At 71.2% G+C, this 20627-nt stretch carries 20 protein-coding genes; 11 read left to right on the top strand and 9 right to left on the bottom strand.

The window, feature by feature from the left end:
* The first annotated feature begins 84 nt into the window (after nt 1-84).
* Together OIE74_RS10130 and ffh are read left to right on the top strand one after the other, a co-directional pair.
* Nucleotides 85-2535, top strand: coding sequence for a [protein-PII] uridylyltransferase (locus OIE74_RS10130; RefSeq protein WP_329380970.1), 2451 nt, complete (start codon nt 85-87; stop codon nt 2533-2535).
* Nucleotides 2536-2754: 219 nt separating this feature from the next.
* The gene (ffh, locus tag OIE74_RS10125; RefSeq protein ID WP_329380968.1) at nt 2755-4305 is read left to right on the top strand and encodes a signal recognition particle protein; all 1551 of its coding nucleotides are present in this window, start codon (nt 2755-2757) and stop codon (nt 4303-4305) included.
* A 57-nt stretch (nt 4306-4362) separates the two neighbouring features.
* Here the strand turns inward: ffh and OIE74_RS10120 are convergent, their stop codons facing one another.
* The 9 genes from OIE74_RS10120 to OIE74_RS10080 form a co-directional block, all read right to left on the bottom strand.
* Nucleotides 4363-5613 carry a phosphopentomutase gene (locus OIE74_RS10120; protein WP_329380967.1) on the bottom strand — a complete coding sequence of 417 codons (1251 nt, stop codon included), beginning with the start codon at nt 5611-5613 and terminating at the stop codon, nt 4363-4365.
* Between the two features lie 13 nt (nt 5614-5626).
* The gene (locus OIE74_RS10115; protein ID WP_329380964.1) at nt 5627-6787 is read right to left on the bottom strand and encodes an alanine racemase; all 1161 of its coding nucleotides are present in this window, start codon (nt 6785-6787) and stop codon (nt 5627-5629) included.
* 2 nt (nt 6788-6789) lie between these two features.
* Nucleotides 6790-7893, bottom strand: coding sequence for an aminotransferase class V-fold PLP-dependent enzyme (locus tag OIE74_RS10110; protein ID WP_329380962.1), 1104 nt, complete (start codon nt 7891-7893; stop codon nt 6790-6792).
* 1 nt (nt 7894) lies between these two features.
* Nucleotides 7895-8887 carry a phosphotriesterase family protein gene (locus OIE74_RS10105; protein WP_329380960.1) on the bottom strand — a complete coding sequence of 331 codons (993 nt, stop codon included), beginning with the start codon at nt 8885-8887 and terminating at the stop codon, nt 7895-7897.
* Between the two features lie 60 nt (nt 8888-8947).
* A complete protein-coding gene (locus OIE74_RS10100; RefSeq protein WP_329380958.1) occupies nt 8948-10372 on the bottom strand; it encodes a YhfT family protein in 1425 nt (474 codons plus the stop codon).
* A gap of 90 nt (nt 10373-10462) precedes the next feature.
* Nucleotides 10463-10819, bottom strand: coding sequence for a DUF2620 domain-containing protein (locus OIE74_RS10095; RefSeq protein WP_329380956.1), 357 nt, complete (start codon nt 10817-10819; stop codon nt 10463-10465).
* Nucleotides 10820-10832: 13 nt separating this feature from the next.
* The gene (locus tag OIE74_RS10090) at nt 10833-11219 is read right to left on the bottom strand and encodes a transcriptional antiterminator (protein ID WP_329380954.1); all 387 of its coding nucleotides are present in this window, start codon (nt 11217-11219) and stop codon (nt 10833-10835) included.
* A gap of 126 nt (nt 11220-11345) precedes the next feature.
* Nucleotides 11346-12284: a GntR family transcriptional regulator YhfZ gene (gene yhfZ, locus OIE74_RS10085; RefSeq protein WP_329380952.1), complete on the bottom strand. Its 939-nt coding sequence runs from the start codon at nt 12282-12284 to the stop codon at nt 11346-11348.
* 207 nt (nt 12285-12491) lie between these two features.
* Nucleotides 12492-13436: a methyltransferase domain-containing protein gene (locus tag OIE74_RS10080; RefSeq protein ID WP_329380950.1), complete on the bottom strand. Its 945-nt coding sequence runs from the start codon at nt 13434-13436 to the stop codon at nt 12492-12494.
* A gap of 748 nt (nt 13437-14184) precedes the next feature.
* Between OIE74_RS10080 and OIE74_RS10075 the strand changes: the two genes are divergently transcribed.
* The 9 genes from OIE74_RS10075 to lepB (OIE74_RS10035) all read left to right on the top strand — a co-directional run bounded on the left by OIE74_RS10075 (nt 14185) and on the right by lepB (OIE74_RS10035) (nt 20587).
* Complete coding sequence (locus OIE74_RS10075) at nt 14185-14778, top strand: hypothetical protein (RefSeq protein ID WP_329380948.1); 594 nt, start codon at nt 14185-14187, stop codon at nt 14776-14778.
* Nucleotides 14779-15046: 268 nt separating this feature from the next.
* Nucleotides 15047-15490, top strand: coding sequence for a 30S ribosomal protein S16 (gene rpsP / locus OIE74_RS10070; RefSeq protein WP_329380946.1), 444 nt, complete (start codon nt 15047-15049; stop codon nt 15488-15490).
* Between the two features lie 2 nt (nt 15491-15492).
* Nucleotides 15493-15732: an RNA-binding protein gene (locus OIE74_RS10065; RefSeq protein WP_003980229.1), complete on the top strand. Its 240-nt coding sequence runs from the start codon at nt 15493-15495 to the stop codon at nt 15730-15732.
* A 181-nt stretch (nt 15733-15913) separates the two neighbouring features.
* Entirely contained in the window at nt 15914-16513 is a 600-nt protein-coding gene (gene rimM / locus OIE74_RS10060; protein WP_329380944.1) for a ribosome maturation factor RimM, read from the top strand.
* 14 nt (nt 16514-16527) lie between these two features.
* Nucleotides 16528-17349, top strand: coding sequence for a tRNA (guanosine(37)-N1)-methyltransferase TrmD (trmD, locus tag OIE74_RS10055; protein WP_329392237.1), 822 nt, complete (start codon nt 16528-16530; stop codon nt 17347-17349).
* A 131-nt stretch (nt 17350-17480) separates the two neighbouring features.
* Nucleotides 17481-17831, top strand: coding sequence for a 50S ribosomal protein L19 (rplS, locus tag OIE74_RS10050; protein WP_023538359.1), 351 nt, complete (start codon nt 17481-17483; stop codon nt 17829-17831).
* 57 nt (nt 17832-17888) lie between these two features.
* Nucleotides 17889-18665: a signal peptidase I gene (gene lepB, locus OIE74_RS10045; protein WP_329380941.1), complete on the top strand. Its 777-nt coding sequence runs from the start codon at nt 17889-17891 to the stop codon at nt 18663-18665.
* Complete coding sequence (gene lepB / locus OIE74_RS10040; protein WP_443076076.1) at nt 18658-19662, top strand: signal peptidase I; 1005 nt, start codon at nt 18658-18660, stop codon at nt 19660-19662. The genes lepB (OIE74_RS10045) and lepB (OIE74_RS10040) overlap by 8 nt, the downstream gene beginning before the upstream one ends.
* A complete protein-coding gene (gene lepB / locus OIE74_RS10035; RefSeq protein WP_329392236.1) occupies nt 19631-20587 on the top strand; it encodes a signal peptidase I in 957 nt (318 codons plus the stop codon). The genes lepB (OIE74_RS10040) and lepB (OIE74_RS10035) overlap by 32 nt, the downstream gene beginning before the upstream one ends.
* Nucleotides 20588-20627 lie beyond the last annotated feature (40 nt).

Raw genomic sequence — 20627 nt, 5'->3', positions numbered from 1 at the left:
CGAGCGCGCTCGGAGATACGGACGCGCGCAGCGAAACCGGGCGTTCCGCACGCGGGACGCCCGCCGAAAGACGGGACCTGCCGGGTGACCACCCCTGAAGAGACGACCGGACAACCCGACCCCGGACCCAGCGGCTACGCGGCGGCCCGGCTGCGCCTTCTCCACGACAAGACGCCGTCCGGGCCGCCGCGCCGCGCCGCGCTGGCGCGGCTCACGGACGACTGGCTGCACGCCCTGTTCACCGCCGCGGTCCGTGCGGTCGGCGTCCAGGGAGCGTCCCTCGTCGCCGTCGGCGGCTACGGACGGGGCGAACTGTCCCCCCGCAGCGACCTCGACCTTCTCCTCCTGCACGACGGCAGCTCCGACGCCGCGGCCATCGCCGCTCTCGCGGACCGCGTCTGGTATCCCGTGTGGGACCTGGGGCTCGCCCTCGACCACTCCGTACGTACGACGGCCGAGGCCCGCAAGACGGCAGGCCAGGACCTGAAGGTGCAGCTCGGCCTCCTCGACGCCCGTCATGTCGTCGGCGACCCGGCGCCGACCGCCGCCCTGCGCACCGCGGTACTCGCCGACTGGCGCAACCAGGCCCCGAAACGCCTTCCCGAACTCGACGAACTCTGCCGCGAACGCGCCGAGCGCCAGGGCGAGTTGCAGTTCCTTCTCGAACCCGACATCAAGGAGGCACGGGGCGGGCTCAGGGACGCCACCGCGCTGCGCGCCGTCGCCGCGTCCTGGCTCGCCGACGCCCCCAGGGAGGGACTCGCCGAGGCCCGCCGCGCGCTCCTCGACGTACGCGACGCCCTGCACCTGACGACCGGCCGGGCCACGGACCGGCTCGCGCTCCAGGAGCAGGACGGCGTCGCCGCGGAGCTCGGAGTGGGCGACGCCGACGAACTCCTGCGGCAGGTCTACCAGGCCGCCCGCACCGTGTCGTACGCCTCCGACGTCACCTGGCGCGAGGTCAACCGCGTCCTGCGCTCCCGCGCCGGCCGTCCCCGGCTCCGTTCCCTCCTCGGCGGCAGCAGGCCCGCCCCGGAGCGCACGCCGCTCGCCGAAGGTGTCGTGGAGCAGGACGGCGAGGCCGTACTCGCCAGGACGGCGCGCGTCGAACGCGACCCCGTCCTGCCGCTGCGCGCCGCTGCCGCCGCCGCGCAGTCCGGGCTGCCGATCTCGCCCTACGTCGTCCGGCGGCTCGCCGCCGCGCACCCGCTGTCCGCCCCGTGGCCCGCGGCGGCGCGCGAGGAATTCGTCACGTTGCTCGGGGCGGGGGAGCCGACCGTCCCCGTCTGGGAGGCGTTCGAGGCCGAAGGGCTCATCACCCGCCTCATCCCCGAGTGGGAGCACGTCCGCTGCCGCCCCCAGCGCAACGCCGTCCACACCTGGACGGTGGACCGCCACCTCGTCGAGACCGCGGTCGAGGCCTCCGCGCTGACCCGACGCGTGAGCCGCCCCGACCTGCTCCTGGTCGCCGCCCTGCTCCACGACATCGGCAAGGGGCTGCCCGGCGACCACTCCGAGGCCGGGGAGCCCGTCGCGCGCACCGTGGCGCTGCGGATCGGCTTCGACCGCGCCGACGCGGACGTCGTCGCCGCCCTCGTACGCCACCATCTGCTGCTCGTCGAGACGGCGACGCGGCGCGACCTGGACGACCCGGCCACCGTCAGCTCCGTCGCAGAGAAGATCGACTCGCTGTCCACCCTGGAACTGCTGCACGCGCTCACCGAGGCCGACGCGCTCGCCACCGGGCCCGCCGCCTGGTCCGCGTGGCGCGGGTCCCTCGTCACGGACCTCGTCGGCCGCGTCGCCGCCGCCCTCGCCGGCAGGGCGCCCGCCGCAGCGCGCCCCGTCGTGACCAGCGCGGAGCAGGAACGCCTCGCTGTCGAGGCGCTGCGCACCGGCGGCCCCGTCCTGTCCCTCCACACCCACTCGGAGCCTCCTCAGGAGGACGACGAACCGGAGCCGGTCGGCGTCGAACTGCTCATCGCCCTTCCCGACCGCCCCGGCGTCCTGCCGGCCGCGGCAGGGGTCCTCGCGCTGCACCGTCTCACCGTGCGGGCGGCCGATCTGCGCATCGTCGAACCGCCCACGGCGCTCGGTGACGCCTCCGACGTGCTGCTGCTCACCTGGCGGGTCGCGGCGGCGTACGGCTCCCTGCCCCAGGCGACGCGGCTGCGCGCCGACCTCGTACGCGCCCTGGACGGTTCGCTCGGCATCCGGTCCCGGCTGGCGGAGCGCGAGGCGTCCTATCCCCGGCGGCGCGGCACCCAGGCTCCGCCGCCCCGTGTGACGGTGGTGCCGGACAGCTCGGAACTCGCCACCGTCATCGAGGTGCGCGCGCAGGACGCCCCGGGTCTGCTGCACCGGATCGGGCGGGCGCTGGAGGAGGCGGCGGTACGGGTCCGCAGCGCGCACGTGTCCACGCTGGGCGCGAACGCGGTGGACACCGTCTACATCACGCGCCCCGACGGGGCCGTCCTGACGGACGGGGAGGCGGCGACGGCCGCGAAGATGGTGGAGGAGGCCCTGCGCGGCTGAGGCATGGATCACGGAGCGGCGCGGGACGGGGGCGGGGCGGAGCCCCGCAGGCCGTCGCCGTACGGGGCGGCTGGCTGCCGTCGTACGGGGCGGGAGCGACGCCGCGGCGGAGGGCCCCGTACGGGCCTTCACAACGGGCAGGGCCCGCCATCCCGGCCCGGCCGGATACCCTGGAGAGCAATCCACTCTGCCCCCGACCCCTGAGGACCTACGAGCGCCGTGTTCGATACCCTCTCCGATCGCCTCTCAGCGACTTTCAAATCCCTCCGCGGCAAGGGGCGGCTGTCCGAGGCGGACATCGACGCCACCGCACGCGAGATCCGTATCGCGCTCCTCGAGGCGGACGTCGCGCTCCCCGTGGTCCGTGACTTCACCGCGAAGGTCAAGGAGCGGTCGCGTGGCGAAGAGGTCTCGCGGGCGCTCAACCCGAGCCAGCAGATCATCAAGATCGTCAACGAGGAGCTCGTAGGTATCCTCGGCGGCGAGACGCGGCGCCTGCGCTTCGCCAAGCAGCCGCCCACCGTGATCATGCTCGCGGGTCTCCAGGGCGCGGGCAAGACGACCCTCGCGGGCAAGCTGGGCCTCTGGCTCAAGGGGCAGGGCCACTCCCCGCTGCTGGTCGCGTGTGACCTTCAGCGCCCCAACGCCGTCAACCAGCTCGCCGTCGTCGCCGAACGCGCGGGCGTCGTCGTGTACGCGCCCGAGCCCGGCAACGGCGTCGGTGACCCGGTCAAGGTCGCCGAGGACTCGATCAAGTACGCGAAGGACAGGGTCCACGACGTCGTCATCGTCGACACCGCCGGCCGTCTCGGCATCGACGAGGAGCTGATGCGCCAGGCCGCGGACATCCGCGACGCCGTCAGCCCCGACGAGGTCCTGTTCGTCGTCGACGCCATGATCGGCCAGGACGCGGTCAACACCGCCGAGGCCTTCCGCGACGGCGTCGGCTTCGACGGCGTCGTGCTGTCCAAGCTCGACGGCGACGCCCGCGGCGGTGCCGCGCTCTCCATCGCGCACGTCACCGGCAAGCAGATCATGTTCGCCTCCAACGGCGAGAAGCTGGACGACTTCGACGCGTTCCACCCGGACCGCATGGCGTCGCGCATCCTCGACATGGGCGACATGCTCAGCCTCATCGAGAAGGCCGAGCAGACCTTCAGCCAGGCCGAGGCCGAGAAGATGGCCCAGAAGCTGGCGAAGGGGCCGAAAGAGTTCACGCTCGACGACTTCCTGGCGCAGATGGAACAGGTCCGGAAGATGGGCTCCATCTCGAAGCTGCTCGGGATGCTGCCCGGCATGGGGCAGATGAAGGACCAGATCAGCAGCATCGACGAGCGGGACGTCGATCGTACGGCGGCGATCATCAAGTCCATGACGCCGGGCGAACGGCACGAGCCGACCATCATTAACGGCTCACGCCGGGCGCGTATCGCCAAGGGTTCCGGCGTCGAGGTCAGCGCCGTGAAAAACCTGGTGGAGCGGTTCTTCGAGGCCCGCAAGATGATGTCGAAGATGGCGCAGGGCGGCGGGATGCCGGGAATGCCGGGCGCTCCGGGTTCGGGCGGCGGACCTGGCCGGCAGAAGAAGCAGCAGAAGCAGGCCAAGGGCAAGCGGCGCTCCGGCAACCCGATGAAGCGCAAGGCCGAGGAGCAGGCCGCCGCGGCGCGGCGCGAGGAGGCGGCGCAGGCGGGTGGCGCGTTCGGCCTGCCGACGGCGGAGGCGGACAAGAACTTCGAACTGCCCGACGAGTTCAAGAAGTTCATGGGCTGAGGCCCGACTTCGGGCGGGGGAGGCGGCGCCGCGCCGCACGCCGGGACGGCGCCGTGTCTACTGCGGCGGCCCCGCCGGGCGGCCTGACGGCCCGCCGAGGAGCGTCGCCCCCGTCGTGAGTGCGTCCGCGTCCAGGCCGAGGGCCGCCGCGGCCGTCGCCCCGACGTCCGCCAACGTCGCGGCGTCCGGGAGGAGTTCGATCCCCGCGGCGTCGGGGCGGTGGATCAGGACGGGGACGTACTCGCGCGTGTGATACGCGTGGCCGATCGTCGGGTCGTTGCCGTGGTCGGCCGTGACGATCAGCCGGTCGCCGGGCCCCGTGAGCAGCCCCGCCAGCTTGGCGAGCCCCACGTCGACCTGCTCCAGGACGCTCCCGTAGCGCCCCGTGTCCTGCTGATGGCCCGCGAGATCGGTCTCCTGGACGTTCGCGACCAGGAGGCCGCCTTCGCCGCCCCGTACCGCCGCCAGGGTGTGTTCCAGCACCTCCTCCGTCGCGACGGCGGGGCGCCGTACGGCGGCTTCGCACGCCAGGATGTCCGCCGCCTTGCCGACGAGGGTGACCGGGAGGCCCGCGCGGGCGGCGAGGTCGGGCAGCTGCCGGGTGTGGTCGAGGTCCACGCCCAGATGACGTACCTGGAGCCCGCCGTTGCGGTAGAAGCCGGTGGCCGGCGTGTCCAGCCCGACGGTGCCGCCGTCACCGTCTCGTACGTACGTGGCGAGCGGCCCGTCCGCGTGGCCCCCGACGGCGATGACGCGGGCGACCGGCGCGACCGCCCGCACCGTGCGGGCGATGGAGAGGATGCCGTCGAAGGACTGCTCGTCCAGGCGGCCCGAGGCGTTCCAGTTGATGCCGGGGTCGGCCTCCAGGTTGTCGTGGACCAGGACGGCGCCGTCGACGAGCAGCAGCGGCTGCCCCCGCAGGGGCTCGACAAGGTGTCCCGCCGCCTTCAGCGCGCCGCTCACCTCGTCGAGATGCCCGGCCAGCGTGGCCACCGTCACCCGGCTGAAGTCCGCGCCCATCATGGTCTGGTGTCCGGCGAAGGTGTCGGCGCCGGGGTAGCCGAGGGCTGCCCGCCCTGCGGCGACGGGGCGGCTGGTCCGGCGGGCGAGATCCGGATGCGGATGGACGAGGCCGAGCCCCAACTCCCCGAGCGCGGGCAGCCGGAGCGGCCGACCCAGTGCCGCGCGGCAGTGGTCGAGGACGTGCCCGCAGGTGTCGGCGGTGAGATCGCCGGGCCGCAGTGTCCCCGCGTCCGGCATCGCACCGACTCCGAACCCGTCGATGACGACGATCACGGTTGTGCTCATGGCGCTCGGCTCCTTACCGGGCCCGGCCCTGGGCGTCGTACAGGCCGGTCAGCCTGGGCTCTCCGGTGGAGAGCCCGGCGACGACCGCGACGGTCGAGCGGGTGACGAAGATCTGGGTGCGGAAGGCGAGTACGGCGGTGTCCCCGACCTCAACGTCCGCGGCATCGGTGGGGCGTTGGAGCAGCCGGTAGTAGTCGATGTTCTCCGCGGGCGAGTCCTGTACGGGAAGACGCAGCCCGGTGCGCGGCAGCAGGGCGTCGTGGATGCGTGCGCGCGGGTAGAAGCCGCCGCCGTGGATCGCGGGCCGTCCGTCGGCGAGGGTGTGGGCGACTTCGCTGATGTACACGTAGGCGGGGCGCTCGGGCTGCTGGTGGTCGACCGCGTGCAGTGGGGTCGTCCCGGTCAGGGCGTGCCCCGGTTCGCCGTGCGTGGCGCCCAGCTCGGCGAGAAGGGGCAGGGTGGCCACGGAAGTGGCGCTGGGAGCGCTGAGCTTCAGGCCCTCGTGCCCGCGCGCGGAAAGCAACTCGCGTGCGGTGATCGCGAGTTGGAAGTTCTCCGTGGGGGTCGGCACGCCGGTCAACGGGTCGCACAGCACACAGGGGAACGCGGTGACGCCCGCGATCCTGATGCCCGGGAACGCTTCGGCCGCCGCGGCGAAGGCGTCGAGCCCGGCGAGCGGCACGCCGCCCTCCTGCCCCGGATAGACCTTGTCGGTGCCCTCCAGGCGCACGAGGACGTCCTGGACGAAGCCCAGCTGCCGGGCGGCGTCCGAGACGGCGCGGGCGTTGGCCAGGTCGAAGACCGTCACCGCCTCCGGTCGCTGCCCGAGCATCTCGGGCAGCAGACGGGGCGGGATCTGTACGAGATGGCCCACGTTGCCGGCCCGTGCCCCCGCCTGGTGCAGCACCCGTGCCTCGTACGGATCGATCGCCGCGAATCGGGGGATGTGCCGGGCGATGGACCGGATCAGCGCCGGATTGCGGCCGATCTGTTTGACCACGAACCAGAGCGACAGGCCGAGCCGTTCGGCTTCACCGGCCAGTAGCGCGGCGTTGGCCTCCACGGTGTCGGCGTCGATCACGTATGTGTCGGGCGGTACGGCGCCGGAGCGGTGCAGCGAGACCGCTACGTCGACGAGCTCGGGGTTGCGGGCCAGGATGGCGTCCAGGAACACGGTCAGTCCTTCAGGTCGTGCAGCGAACGGCGGAGGATCTCGATCACCAGATCGGCGCCGGCCCGCATGGGGTTGATCCGCACGGTCCGGTCGGCGAGCTCCGGAGCGTCGTCGAGGGACGAGCTGGACAGCCGGTAGAAGAGCGGGGCGATCTCGTAGCGGGAGTTGGAGCCTACGGGGTACGGCGCGGCGCCGTGGCGTGCCGCGGCGGCGGGCAGTTCGCGCGCGACGGGGCGGTCGAGGCGTACGAGCAGACAGCGGTCCTGCGCGTTGGCGATCCGTACCTCCGCCACGCCGGGCACCTCACCGGCGGCGAGGCGGTCCGCGATCTCGGCGCCGACCTGCGACTGGACGGCCCACATGACGGGGACGTGGGTGAGCGCGCGCAGCGCGTCGAGCGCTTGGTGACCCTGCACTTGGCCGCCGCCCGAGTAGTTGTCGGCGCGCACACGCTCCACGAGGTCGGCTGCCCCGACGACGGCGCCGACCCCCTCAGGCCCGTGCAGCTTGAAGAGCGAGAAGCACGAGGCGTCGGCGCCCAGCTCCACACCGGCCGACGGGGCGCGCATGACCGCGTAGTTGTCGTCCACGATCGTGCGCACCCCCGCGGCGCGGCAGGCCGCGAGGACGTCCCCCGCGTCGTACGAGTCGGCGAGCCGCTGCCGGCTGTGCTGGACGTACGCCCAGCCGAACTCACCCGAGTCCAGGGTCCGGCGCAGCGCCGCGGCGTCGTTGAAGTCCGCCTCGACGGTGCGGACTCCGAGCCCGCGCAGCGTCACCGCCGTCGTGCGGTACACCGGCGCCCGGTGGATCAGCAGCTGGTCGCCGGGGCCGACCGCGCCCTGGAGCGCGGCGCGGATGGCGCCCGTACCCGCGCCCTGCACCAGCGCGGCATCCTCGGCACCGAAGAAGTCCGCCAGCACCGCCTCGACCCGCGCGGTGGTACGGGGCCGGCCCAGGTCCGGCACCACGCCCGCGTCCGCTTCGAAGAGCTGCTGACCCTCGAACTGCGCGGCGGTGCACTCCAGCAGCCGGAACTGCATGCGGACCGCGTCGTCCAGCGGGATCGTCGCCAGGGGGAAGGTCCGCGGCAGTTGTACGGGCATCTCAGGCCTCCTTCGTGTCCGCACCGGTCAGGAACCGGAGCGGATTGCGCCGTGTCATCAGATCGATCAGGTCCTCGTTCACACTGGCCGCGCGCACCCGGGGCAGGAAGGACCGGAAGAGATGCCCGTAGCCCTGGCCGCCCTCCGAGCGCAGATACGCGTGCCGGGAGATGTCGCAGCTGAGCAGGACCCGATCGGCGTGACCGGCCTCCAACAGCGCCAACAGGAGACGCAGCCGCACGGTGTCGCTCTGGTAGCTCTCCTTGCCGACGGTGTCGAAGGCGACATACGCCCCGCTCGCCGCCAGCTCACGGTGCACCGCCGGGGCGTCGAGCAGGTCCTGGTGGCCCAGCGAGATCCGGTGGGGGGCGAGCCCCGCGCCGGTGAGCAGCTCCAACTGCGCGAGCCCGCCGCGGCCGAGCTGTGCGTGAGTGGCGACCGACAGCCCCGTGGCGAGCGCGGCGTGCGCCGCAGCGAGCAGGGCGCGGGTCTCCGGCCCGGTCGGTGAGTCGCCGTGGCTGCCGATCTCGCCGAGTACGCCGGGGCGGATCCCGGTGTCGCCGAAACCGTCGTCGATCTCCCCTACGAGCGTCGCGGTCAGCTCCTCGACGCTCGCCCCGTCAAGCTCCGCGGGGTGGAACGGCTCGTAGTACCAGCCCGTGGCGGCCACCACCGGCACCCCCGACTCCGCGGAGATCCGGGCCAGGGCCTGCGGATCGCGGCCCATGCCCCGGCAGGTCAGCTCGACGACCAGGCCGAGGCCGTGCTCCTCGCGCAGGGCCGTCAGTTCCGCGACGACGGCGGGCCTGTGCAGGTCCGCGTCGAGAACCGCCGCGCCGTCACCGGCGTGGTCGAGATCGAGCACGAGGTGTTCGTGGGCGAGTACGGGGCCCCGTACGGCTGAGACGGCCAACGGGCCGGTGACGGTGCGCAGCCGGCGCGGCTGTGCGACGCCGGTGCCAGTGCCGGGGTCGCCGGGGTCTGGGTGCTGCATGGTGCGAGGGCCTTCCTGTGTCGTGCGTGTTCTCCGCGGCGAGTCCGCGGAGTTGCCCACCTATCCCTTGATCGGCGTGAACAGATCCAGCCAGTAGAGGATGTTCAGCAGCACGCCGCCGACGATGACAGCGGCGGGCGCCGCCGCCATCCGCACCACGGGGCGGCCCATCGACTCGTTCAGCAGATACAGCCCGCCGACGATGAGGATGCCGAGGCCCCCTCCCATGACGTTGGCGGCCATCAGAGAGCCGAAGAGGATCGCGAGCCCCAGCGCGTCGCCGATCGCGCTGCGCAGGTGCTCGGAGGAGTCACGCACGCTCGGCAGCTTCCCGAGGACCCGGCCGATGGCCGAGAGCGCCAGTACCTCGACGGCGAAGACCGCCGCGCCGACGACGGCGGCGAGGAAGGGGTTCGGCATCAGGTAGCCGATGGGGTAGACGAAGGTGAAGCCCGCGATGCCGTACGCGCCGGAGGCGAGCGCGGTCGTCGCGATGAGCGGTACGAAGCCGAACGCCCGGTAGAAGTCCACCTGGGCGGCCTCCGAGTAGTCGCCCTTGGCGATCAGGAAGCTCGTCGCCTCGCCGCCGCCGAACACATGCGCCTGGGCCAGTACACAGACGCCGGCCCCGAGCAGCATGAACAGCGGCAGATAGCGGCGCAGCCGCAGCGCGCTCGCGCTGAAGAGGGAGGCCATCGGATCGTCCGCGTCGTTCGCGCCGTCCGCCGCCCCGTTCTTCCCCGACGCCTTCGCCGCCTTCTCATCTGAGAGCAACTCGCTGGCCGCCACCGCCTCCGCCGCGACAGCCTTCGCGGCCTCCGCCCGCTCCAACTTCCGCTGCGTCAGGTCCTTGTTGACCGCGAAGCCGATGAGCGTCAGGACGCCGACGGCCATCGCGATCGAGCCGGGGAAGACATCCGGCCAGACCTTCATCGTCATCACGACGAGCGCCAGCTCCACGACTGCGGCCACCCCGCCCCGTAGCCGCCCGAACTGCTTGGTGATGGCGAGCACCGGAAAGAGCGTGAAGAGGAACAGGATCGGGGTCGACATCTGCTGGAGCGCGGTCAGGAAGTCGACTGGCAGGTCGTGCGCGAGGCTGTTGGCCCCGTTGAGGCCGAACACGACCACGGCGCCCCACGCCCCACCGAGCAGCGGCGCGATCCACTTCTTGGGCGACAGGATGCCCAGGATGTCGGTGGGCAGGAAGACCAGCCACGGGTTGAGCACACCGGTGGACAGTGCCATCGGGGCGCCGAGACCGAAGATGAAGCCGGCGGAGAGACCGAAGGACACGGCGGTGGTGGCGTTGCGCGTGGACCGCCCCTGTATGAAGTCGAGCATGAAGGGCCGCACGCCGTCGTTGAAGACGGCCAGTGCCATATGGGAGATGAACGCGGTCAGCGCACACAGCGCTATCACCGTCAGTTGCTGTGCCAGCGAGAAGTCGAGGTCTGTCGAGCTCGCTGCGAGGACGCTGTTCACGGGATTTCACTCCTCAGTGCCCGGCGGGGGCCTGGCCCGGCGCGGGGTCTTACGAGGTCTGTCGAGCCCTTGCGGGTTCGTACGGGGCCGTCAGCCGCGCGCGGCGATGGCGCGGGCCATGAGTGGGGCGATCACGTCGATCTGGTCGATGGCGAAGCCGAAGACCTTTTTGCCTTCCGCCAGCAGGGCGTTCACCTCGTCCTCCGTGGGAACGGAGCGGCCGAAGGTGTGGCAGGCGGGCTTGCCGAGCAGTCCGACCAGTACGCCGAGGGAGGCGCCGGCGCCGGTGTGGCAGGTGCCGAGGAAGTAGTCGGCCTGGCCGCCGCGGAGCTTCATCGCGGCGTCCATGTCGTTGGAGGCCACGATCTCGATGCCGTCGAGGCCGAGCTTTTTGACGGTGTCCGTGACCTCGGCCTTGCCGACGCCACCGGTGAGGATCTTCGTCATGGCTGGTTCCTTCTCATGTCTCGTGCCGTGGGGGCGAGTTCCGGTCGAGCAGGGCGAGATGCAGTCCGAGGAAGTTGATCTCGGAGTCGGGAAGAGGCGCGCCGAGTTCCGAGGCCGCGCGTGCGGAGACGGCGCGCGCCCGTGCCACCGCGTCCGGGTGTCCCGCGAGCTCTGCGGCGATCTCGGAGTCGGTGGGGAATGCCTCGATCGACTCGCCGTTGAGCAGCCTGGTAAGAGCCATCATGAGATGGCTGGTGAGCGTGCCGGCTGTCTCTTCGGTCACAGTGCGGCCCTCGGCGGCCAGGGCGTCCAGCTCGGCCGTCACGAACGCGGCGGCCTCGGGCCGGACTTGGCCGCCCTCGCGGAACAGTTGGATGCGCAGAGCGAGCTGGTCGTCCATGGCGGTCCCTTCTCCTCTGATACGACAGTAACCAGGATTTTGGATTTTGAGCAGAGGCTCGACTTCCTCTTTCTCTCCCGATGTAGTGCCGGCCATGCCCCGACGGGGCGGGGCGGGCGGGGGCGGTCAGTACGACGGGGCGCGCTCACCCCGCAGCACCTCGGCCTGGCAGTCGGTGATGAGTGACAGGTCAAGGGAGTCGCGAACGGCGCCGAGTGCCTTCGCCCCCTCGGTCCTTCCGATGATCGCGGCGCTCGAGTTGCGCAGCGACAGGTCGCGAGTCACCTCGTCGCCCAGCGGCAGCACGTGCACGCCGGCGCCGAGTCGGTCCTGTACCTCGTCGAGGTTCCACAGCGTCGCGTCGACATGGTCGTGCGCGAACAGATCGCGCAGCTGCATGTACGACGCCTCGACCCACCGGATGTCGGAGCGCCCGGCGAACACGCGCTCCGCGAGCATCCGCTGGTCCTCGGAGGCGTGGTCGACGGCGACGCGCAGTCCGTCGGTCTCCAGGGTCGCGCCCTGCCGTAGCAGCAGCCCGTGCGCCCCGACGTACGTCGCGGGTCCGAGGTCCGCGACGAGTTCGACGGGGCGCTCATCGATCAGCCGGTCCGCGGCGAAGCGCGAGAGGACCACCAAGTCGACCTTGCCCTCGACCAGAGCGGTGGTGCGGGCTCCGGCGCCGCGCATGAACGTGATTGCGAAAGGCGCCCCTGCCTGCTCGAACGCGGCGCGCAGTCCGGTGGCCAGACCCTCGTAACGGTGCGAGTACGGCAGCGGCATCGCCGCCAGGAGCGTGCCGAGCCCCGAGAGCCGCCAGAGGACCGAACGGTCCGAGTCGACGAGGAACGTACCGAGGTGACCGCGCGCCGTCGTACGGATCGCGCCTGCCGTCTCCAGGAGCTGGAGCGCGGCCTGAACCGTGCCGTTCCCGACGCCCAGCTCTTCGGCGAAGTCACGCACACGGGGCAGGCGGGCGTCCGGCTCATGGTTGAGCAGCAGGGCGGCGAGCTGCTGGGCGGCGAGGCCGTTGCGGGTCAGGAAGCGTTCGTCGAAGCCGGTCACAGAAGGGACAGTAACCAGGATTCTGGATGCTGACAAGGGTGTCCTGGCCGGCGTCTCTCGTGGGGTACCGCTCTGCAGCTCGGCACCGACCTCGGTACGGAGGCCGCCTTGCCGTGCTGCCTCAAGAACTGCCCGCGCCGCCGCGGTGTTCAGCGGCGGCGTCGCGTCGTACTCCAAGCTTGTCGCGCGATCAGCGCGCGGTACGCGTCAGGGCGTGCGCGCGATCAGGTAACGGAACACGTTCGGCATCCATACGGTGCCGTCGCGCCGTACATGCGGGTGGAGCGCCTCCGTTATCTCCTTCTCCACCTGAGACTGATCCGTCGCCCGCACCGCCTCGTCGAACGCGCCGGTCGACAGCAGCCCGCGCAGCGCGCTCTCCATCCCCGCGTAGCCGAACGGGCAGGACACGCGCCCCGAACCGTCGGGTTTCAGTCCGGCCCGCGCCGCCACGTCCTCCAGGTCGTCCCTGAGCGGCGCTCGGTAGCCGCCCCCTTTGCGCAGCCGCTCCGTCAGGCGCCCGGCGACCCGCAGGACGCCGGACGTCGCGCAGCGCTCCGGCGGGCCCCAGCCGGCGACGACCACGGGAGTGCCGCGGCCCGCCATGGGCACCGCCTCAGCGAGTGCGGGTCCGAGTCCGTCCGAATCGTCGCCGGCGACGCCGATGGGCTGGAACGCCGTGATCACGTCGTAGACGGGGCGCTCAGCCTCCAGGACGGCGGTCGCACCGCCGGTCAGTACGCGCGCCTGGCTCCGGCCGCCGAACGTCCTCGACGGGCCGGCCACGGATCTTCCCGGCGCTGCGGCGCCTCCGAGCGCCGCGGACGGGTTCGCGTGCGCCGTCACGGGGCGCTCGTCGGGGACGAGCCGCTCACGGGCCAGCGCTACGCGCTCCTGGTCGGCGTCCACGCCGGTGACTTCGGCGCCCCGGGCGGTGGCGATCAGCAGCGCCAGCCCCGAGCCGCAGCCGAGGCCCAGCAGCCGTGTGCCGGGGCCGACCTCCAAACGCTCGTACACCGCCTCGTAGAGAGGCACCAGCATGCGTTCCTGGATCTCGGCCCAGTCGCGGGCGCGACCGCCCGCCTCTTTGGAAGGGTCTGACGAGGCGGCATTCACCTGCTGCCGGCCGTGCTGGACGAGCGTACGAGTCATGGATAGCGCCCCAATCCGGCGAGAGGTCCTGGTGCCCTGATTGACAGCCCCGTGTACGTGCGCGCCTTCGTCCCCCGTATGCCAGGGAACTCCGCATCTGTGCCCGCGTCCAGTGGTTCGCGGGCAATGCTTGTGCACTCCGGTAGTGCGCCCCGGCGCACAGACAATCGCTCTCACCGGACGTCGTCTGCCTACGGTGCGAGCCTGCTCCGAATCGCCCCCGGTCGCGCCCCGTGGGGGTGTCGGCGCGGGGGCTTCCTGGGGTGCGCGGGGCCCGTACGGGCAAGGCGGAACAGGCGTATGAGGGCCGTGGGCGGGCATCCGTCGAGCTTGAGCCGAAAGGGTGAGGCCGCAGGGTCGGGATCGGCCAACTCCCCACCACTCGCGCCGGTATCGGACGAATCCGCTCGACTTTCCCTGACCGGGGCCGATGCCGCGGATCGCTGTGGCGCCCGTTACTGTCGTTCTTGTGGGCCCCGCGCGGTTGCGCAGGCCGGAGCGGCGAGCCCATCGGCGTGGCAGCCCGGGAGCGATCGCGAACCGTGTCTCGATCGGGTGTACGTATTTCTCGTACACGTACAGACGTAGGCGGTACTACGTACCGCCTTGGGGCGAGAAGCGAGCCTTCTCCGCAGATCTACGCACCCGCCCTCGTCAGGACGCATCAATGGCAACTGACGGGTACGTGCAAAATATTTGGGATGCCCCGGAATGGAACCCGGGAGGGCCCCGGCTCGTTGTTCACGACGTGAGCACGACACCACCTGTTCTCGCCGCAGAGCTGGCGCAGGCGTGGGCCGAGATTCAGCGGCACCACACCGAGCTGCCGGATCTTGCCGCGCCAGAGTCCCTGATCGGAGAATCGTCGTCCGCCTGCGGCGCCGAGCTCTCCTTCGAGCGACTGCTTCACGAGGCAGTCCATGGCATCGCCGCCGCCCGAGGTGTCCGCGACACCTCCCGAGCGGGCCGCTACCACAACCGCCGATTCCTCGCGATCGCCGAGGAGTTGGGCCTGGACCATTCCGAGGAGCCGCATCCCAGCAGCGGTTTCTCCCTGGTATCGCTCAACCCCGAGGCGAGACGGCGCTATCGGCCGACCATCGAACGGCTCCAGCGCGCCCTCGCGGCGCACACGGTCGCGACGACGTCCGACACCGAGCGCAGCTTCCGCGGTCCCGCCGCGCGGCACGGCTCGTCGGGCGGTGGGGTGCGAGTGAAAGCAGTCTGCGACTGCGGGCGCAACGTGCGCGTGGTCCCGTCGGTCCTGGCCCAGGCCCCGATCGTCTGCGGTGGCTGTGGCAAGCCGTTCCGTATTCCGGAAGCGGTCGCCGCTGCCAGCTGAGTACCTCCGTCGCCCGCCCGCCCGGCCGCGGCGGCCGAGTCCTCGGCCGCCCGCCGGTACCGGAGCCGCCCCGTTCAGGAGCGGGCAGCTCCGGTCGGGCGGGGCGCGGCGCGCCCGAGGCGTGTGGCACAATGACCAGCTGTACTCGACAGTCGCACAGGACCCCTCTCTCCTCCGGCTGACGCGTCCATCGGGCACACGAGTACCGCAACCCCACGCGGCATGTCGATGTGCCCAACCACGTCAAGATCCAGGAGAGACCACTTCCGTGGCAGTCAAGATCAAGCTGAAGCGTCTGGGCAAGATCCGTTCGCCTCACTACCGCATCATCGTCGCCGACTCCCGCACCCGCCGTGACGGCCGGGCCATCGAGGAGATCGGCCTGTACCACCCGGTGCAGAACCCGTCGCGCATCGAGGTCGACTCGGACCGCGCGCGTTACTGGCTGTCCGTCGGCGCCCAGCCGACCGAGCCGGTCCTCGCGATCCTCAAGCTCACGGGCGACTGGCAGGCGCACAAGGGCCTGCCCGCGCCGGCGCCGCTGCTCCAGCCGGAGCCGAAGGCCGACAAGCGTGCCCTCTTCGAGTCCCTCGCCAAGGACGGCGACGAGCCCAAGGGTGACGCCATCACCCCCAAGGCGAAGAAGGCCGACAAGAAGGCGGACGACGACGCCGCTGCTTCGGCGCCCGCCGCTGAGCCGACCGAGGCCTGAGCATGCTCGAGGAGGCTCTCGAGCACCTCGTGAAGGGCATCGTCGACAACCCGGACGATGTGCAGGTCGCCTCACGCACCCTGCGCCGTGGCCGTGTGCTCGAGGTACGGGTCCATCCCGACGACCTCGGCAAGGTGATCGGCCGCAACGGCCGCACCGCACGCGCTCTGCGCACTGTCGTGGGCGCGATCGGCGGCCGTGGCATCCGAGTCGACCTCGTCGACGTGGATCAGGTCCGCTGACAGAGTTGTGAACCGGCACGGGCCGGGGAGGGCCATGGCCCTCCCCGGTCTTTGTCGTCTCCGCGGTGCGGACGCGGAACGCCGCGGCGTCGCGGTGCCGGGGCTCGCTCCGCCGCCGCCGTGCCGCGGAAACCATGGCAGTCGTAGAAGGCAGAAGCTTGGAGAACAGGGGCGTGTGCAAGTGCAGTTGGTAGTCGCGCGGATCGGCCGTGCCCACGGCATCAAGGGCGAGGTCACCGTCGAGGTACGTACGGACGAGCCCGAGCTGCGGCTCGGCCCCGGAGCCGTACTGGCCACCGAACCGGCCTCCGCGGGCCCCCTGACGATCGAGACCGGCCGGGTGCACAGCGGCAGGCTGCTGCTGCGCTTCGCCGGGGTGAGCGACCGTACGGGCGCGGAGGCCCTGCGCAACACCCTGCTCATCGCCGAGGTGGACCCGCAGGACATGCCGGAGGACCCGGACGAGTACTACGACCACCAGCTCATGGACCTGGACGTCGTCCTGGCGGACGGGACCGAGGTCGGGCGGATCACCGAGATCACGCACCTTCCGTCGCAGGACCTGTTCATCGTGGAGCGGCCCAACGGCACGGAAGTCATGATCCCCTTCGTCGAGGAGATCGTGACCGAGATCGATCTTGCCGAGCAGAAGGCCGTGATCGACCCGCCGCCCGGCCTCATCGACAACAACGCGGTCGTCGCCGGCACCACCGACGGCGATGCCGGCGCAGGCGCAGACGGTGGGGGCGACGACGGCGCGGCCAAGGGTGATCCGTCATGACGCACGCCCCCACCCTGCGGGCGGACGTGATCACGATCTTCCCGGAGTACCTTGAACCGCTGAACGTCTCCCTGGTCGGCAAGGCACGCGCGCGGGGCCGCCTCGACGTCCATGTCCACGATCTGCGCACCTGGACGTACGACCGGCACAACACGGTCGACGACACCCCGTACGGCGGCGGCCCGGGGATGGTCATGAAGACCGACCCCTGGGGCGACGCCCTCGACCAGACGATCGCGGACGGCTACGAGGCGGGTGCGCACCGCCCCGTCCTCGTCGTTCCCACGCCCAGTGGCCGCCCCTTCACCCAGGAACTCGCCGTCGAGCTCTCCGAGCGGCCGTGGCTGCTCTTCGCCCCGGCCAGGTACGAGGGCATCGACCGCCGCGTCGTCGACGAGTACGCGACGCGGATGCCGGTGTACGAGGTGTCCATCGGCGACTACGTCCTGGCGGGCGGCGAGGCGGCGGTACTGGTCGTCATGGAGGCCGTGGCACGGCTGCTGCCCGGTGTCCTGGGCAACGCGGAGTCCCATCGCGACGACTCGTTCGCCCCTGGCGCGATGGCCGACCTGCTGGAGGGCCCGGTGTACACGAAGCCCCCGGAGTGGCGCGGGCGAGCTGTTCCGGACATTCTCCTCAGCGGTCATCACAGCAAGATCGCGAGGTGGCGGCGGGACGAGGCTCTGCGTCGTACGGCCCTCAACAGGCCCGACATGATCGAGCGTTGTGACGCGGCGGCCTTCGACAAGAAGGACCGCGAGATGCTGTCCATCATGGGCTGGGCGCCGGAGCCCGGTGGCCGATTTTGGCGCAGGCCCGAGGCCGTGGAAGAATGAGCCGCTGCCGTACGTCCGGTGCGCGCCCCTGCCACAGGGGGAACGACGCCCACCCGACGCGAACGGCGCTCCGAACTTTCCTTTCGACATTCCGTTGATGACCTGTGGCATCAGCGAGGAAGCAGACCATCATGGCTCACCTGCTCGACACCGTCGACGCGGCGTCGCTCCGCAGCGACCTCCCCGCTTTCCGTCCCGGCGACACCGTGAACGTCCACGTACGTGTCATCGAGGGCAACCGCTCCCGTATCCAGCAGTTCAAGGGTGTCGTCATCCGCCGGCAGGGCTCGGGTGTCCGTGAGACCTTCACGGTCCGCAAGGTCTCCTTCTCCGTCGGCGTCGAGCGCACCTTCCCGGTGCACAGCCCGATCTTCGAGAAGATCGAGCTCGTGAGCCGTGGTGACGTACGTCGCGCCAAGCTCTACTACCTCCGTGAGCTGCGCGGCAAGGCTGCGAAGATCAAGGAGAAGCGCGACAACTGAGCCGAGGCTCGAACTCGCGCACGGTTCCACAGGACGGCCGGATAAGCTCTGGGCCCGATGGACACCGAACCACAGCACATGGAGCGCGGCCCTTCTTCCACACCCGCCACAGGGAAGGAAGAGGGGTCGCGCTCCGTGCGTATGCGGGGTCTCCCGGGATTTCTGCGCGCCCTGTCGTGGCGCCGGGCCGCGGTGCTCGGCGTACTGGGCACGGCTTCTCTCCTGCTGTTCAGCGCCTTCGTCGTGCAGCCCTTCCTGATCCCCAGCGGCTCCATGGAGCCGGGCCTCCAGGTCGGGGACAGGGTGCTTGTCAACAAGTTGGCGTACCGTTTCGGTACCGAGCCGCGGCGCGGTGATGTGGTCGTCTTCGACGGCACCGGGTCGTTCGTCCAGGAGCCGGCGCGGGAGAACCCCGTCACGGGGCTGGCGCACGGGGCGGCCTCGGCCCTCGGTCTCGCCGAGCCCGCCGAGACCGATTTCGTGAAACGCGTGATCGGCGTGGGGGGCGACCGGGTGGTCTGCTGCGACGAGGGGGGCAAGGTCGAGGTGAACGGCCGGGCGATCGACGAGCGGTACCTGTACTTCGGCGACGCGCCGTCGAGCGTGCCCTTCGACATCGTCGTACCCTCTGGCACCCTCTGGGTGATGGGCGACCACCGCAGCAACTCCCGCGACTCACGTGACCACTTGGGCGAGCCCGGGGGTGGCACGGTGTCCGTCGACAAGGTCATCGGGCGCGTGGACTGGATCGGCTGGCCGGCGGGCCGGTGGGACTCGCTGGAGGGCACCGACGCCTTCAGGGACGTACGGGGCCCGGACGGCGCCCATGGGTAACCGAGGACGGCCCGGGGGCCACCGGTCCGACACCCGGCTGCCGACAGGCACCAGACCCACCACAGGACGCGCTCTGCCGGGGCGCGCGGAGCGGCGCAGGCTCGCCCGCAGGGTGAAACGGCGTCGTCGCCGCTCCGCGATGACGGAGATCCCGCTCCTGATCACCGTGGCGCTGCTGATCGCCCTCGTGCTCAAGACCTTCCTCGTCCAGGCCTTCGTGATCCCCTCCGGCTCCATGGAGCAGACGATCCGGATCGACGACCGGGTGCTGGTGGACAAGCTGACGCCCTGGTTCGGCTCCCGCCCCCAGCGCGGCGACGTCGTCGTGTTCAAGGACCCCGGCGGGTGGCTCCAGGAGGAGACCACGCCGCCCCCGGACGACCCCGTCGTGATCAAGCAGGTCAAGCAGGCCCTCACCTTCATCGGACTGCTGCCGTCCGCCGACGAGCAGGACCTGATCAAGCGTGTCGTCGCCGTGGGCGGCGACACAGTGAAGTGCTGCGACCAGGACGGGCGCGTCGTCGTCAACGGCGTACCGCTGACGGAGCCGTATCTGAATCCCGGCAACCCCCCGTCGAAGCTCGACTTCGAGGTGAAGGTGCCGAAGGGGCGGATTTTTGTGATGGGCGACCACCGGTCGAACTCGGCCGACTCGCGCTTCCACCTCGACGAGGAGTTCCGGGGCACCGTCTCGGAGGACGGGGTCGTCGGACGGGCCGTCGTCATCGCCTGGCCGCTGGGCCACTGGCGGCGGCTGGAGGAGCCGGACACGTACGCCTCCGTACCGGACCCGCGCGCCGCACCGACCACCGCGCTCGGCCCGTCGAATAGTGTGTCCTCTCAGGATCCGAACGGAATGATCCTGCTCCCGACCCCTGCGGAACTCCCGCTCGTTATGGGAGTAGTGGGCCTGCTCCGTCTCCGGAGCGGGCAGTTGCACGGAGTGAGGAGTGGATGTGGGGGATTTGGCCGTCGGCGCACGATCCGGACACGGTGAGCCCGAGGACAGGCCCGAGCAGCTTGCCGAGCCTCCCCTCGGTCCTGCCGGTTCCGCCGCGGAGACCCCATCCGCAGGCGTGTCCGCAGACATGCGGGACCAGGTGATGGAGCAGCCGGACGGCGACCCCGGTGACGACGGGGCCACGGGCGTGAAGAAGCAGCGCTCCTTCTGGAAGGAACTGCCTCTGCTGATCGGTATCGCGCTGCTGCTCGCGCTGCTGATCAAGACCTTCCTGGTGCAGGCGTTCTCGATCCCCTCGGACTCGATGCAGGACACCCTGCAGCGTGGTGACCGTGTGCTCGTGGACAAGCTCACGCCGTGGTTCGGCGCGGAGCCCGAGCGCGGCGAGGTCGTGGTCTTCCACGACCCGGGCGGCTGGCTCGACAGCACGCAGGCCCCCGAGCCGAACGTGGCGCAGAAGTTCCTCAGCTTCATCGGCCTCATGCCGTCGTCCGAGGAGAAGGACCTCATCAAGAGGGTCATCGCGGTCGGCGGCGACACGGTGGAGTGCAAGAAGGGCGGCAGCGTCCAGGTCAACGGGAAGTCGCTCGACGAGAAGTCGTACATCTTCCCTGGGAACACGGCCTGTGACGACGAGCCCTTCGGGCCGATCACGGTGCCCGACGGCCGGATCTGGGTGATGGGCGACCACCGGCAGAATTCGCTCGACTCCCGCTACCACCAGGAGCTGCCCGGTCACGGCACCGTCTCCACCGACGAGGTCGTCGGCCGCGCGATCGTCATCGCCTGGCCGCTCAACCGGCTGTCGACGCTGCCCGTGCCCGACACCTTCGACCAGTCGGGCCTCAGCGCGGCGTCCGCGGTGGCGACGGGGGCTCCGGCCGTGCTCGGTGTGGCCGGCGCCGTACCGCTGGTGTTCTGGCGCAGGCGCAGGCTGACCCGCGGCCGTACCGCCGGGTAGGGTGCCGTCCCAGATCGCCGATCCGGCGGTGGTGATTCTC

This window comes from Streptomyces sp. NBC_01716, from assembly GCF_036248275.1.
Classification (GTDB): Bacteria; Actinomycetota; Actinomycetes; order Streptomycetales; family Streptomycetaceae; genus Streptomyces.
The sequence above is the reverse complement of the archived record's forward strand: the minus strand, read 5'-3'. Positions and strand labels throughout refer to the sequence as shown.

Bases quoted from the DNA above. Each gene is read 5' to 3' on its own strand.
- OIE74_RS10110 (WP_329380962.1), bottom strand. From the start codon at position 7,893: ATGCCCGTACAACTGCCGCGGACCTTCCCCCTGGCGACGATCCCGCTG.
- OIE74_RS10090 (WP_329380954.1), bottom strand. From the start codon at position 11,219: ATGGACGACCAGCTCGCTCTGCGCATCCAACTGTTCCGCGAGGGCGGC.
- OIE74_RS10105 (WP_329380960.1), bottom strand. From the start codon at position 8,887: ATGCAGCACCCAGACCCCGGCGACCCCGGCACTGGCACCGGCGTCGCA.
- rplS (WP_023538359.1), top strand. From the start codon at position 17,481: ATGGCTCACCTGCTCGACACCGTCGACGCGGCGTCGCTCCGCAGCGAC.
- lepB (WP_443076076.1), top strand. From the start codon at position 18,658: ATGGGTAACCGAGGACGGCCCGGGGGCCACCGGTCCGACACCCGGCTG.
- OIE74_RS10120 (WP_329380967.1), bottom strand. From the start codon at position 5,613: ATGAGCACAACCGTGATCGTCGTCATCGACGGGTTCGGAGTCGGTGCG.
- lepB (WP_329380941.1), top strand. From the start codon at position 17,889: ATGGACACCGAACCACAGCACATGGAGCGCGGCCCTTCTTCCACACCC.
- OIE74_RS10080 (WP_329380950.1), bottom strand. From the start codon at position 13,436: ATGACTCGTACGCTCGTCCAGCACGGCCGGCAGCAGGTGAATGCCGCC.
- OIE74_RS10065 (WP_003980229.1), top strand. From the start codon at position 15,493: ATGCTCGAGGAGGCTCTCGAGCACCTCGTGAAGGGCATCGTCGACAAC.
- OIE74_RS10095 (WP_329380956.1), bottom strand. From the start codon at position 10,819: ATGACGAAGATCCTCACCGGTGGCGTCGGCAAGGCCGAGGTCACGGAC.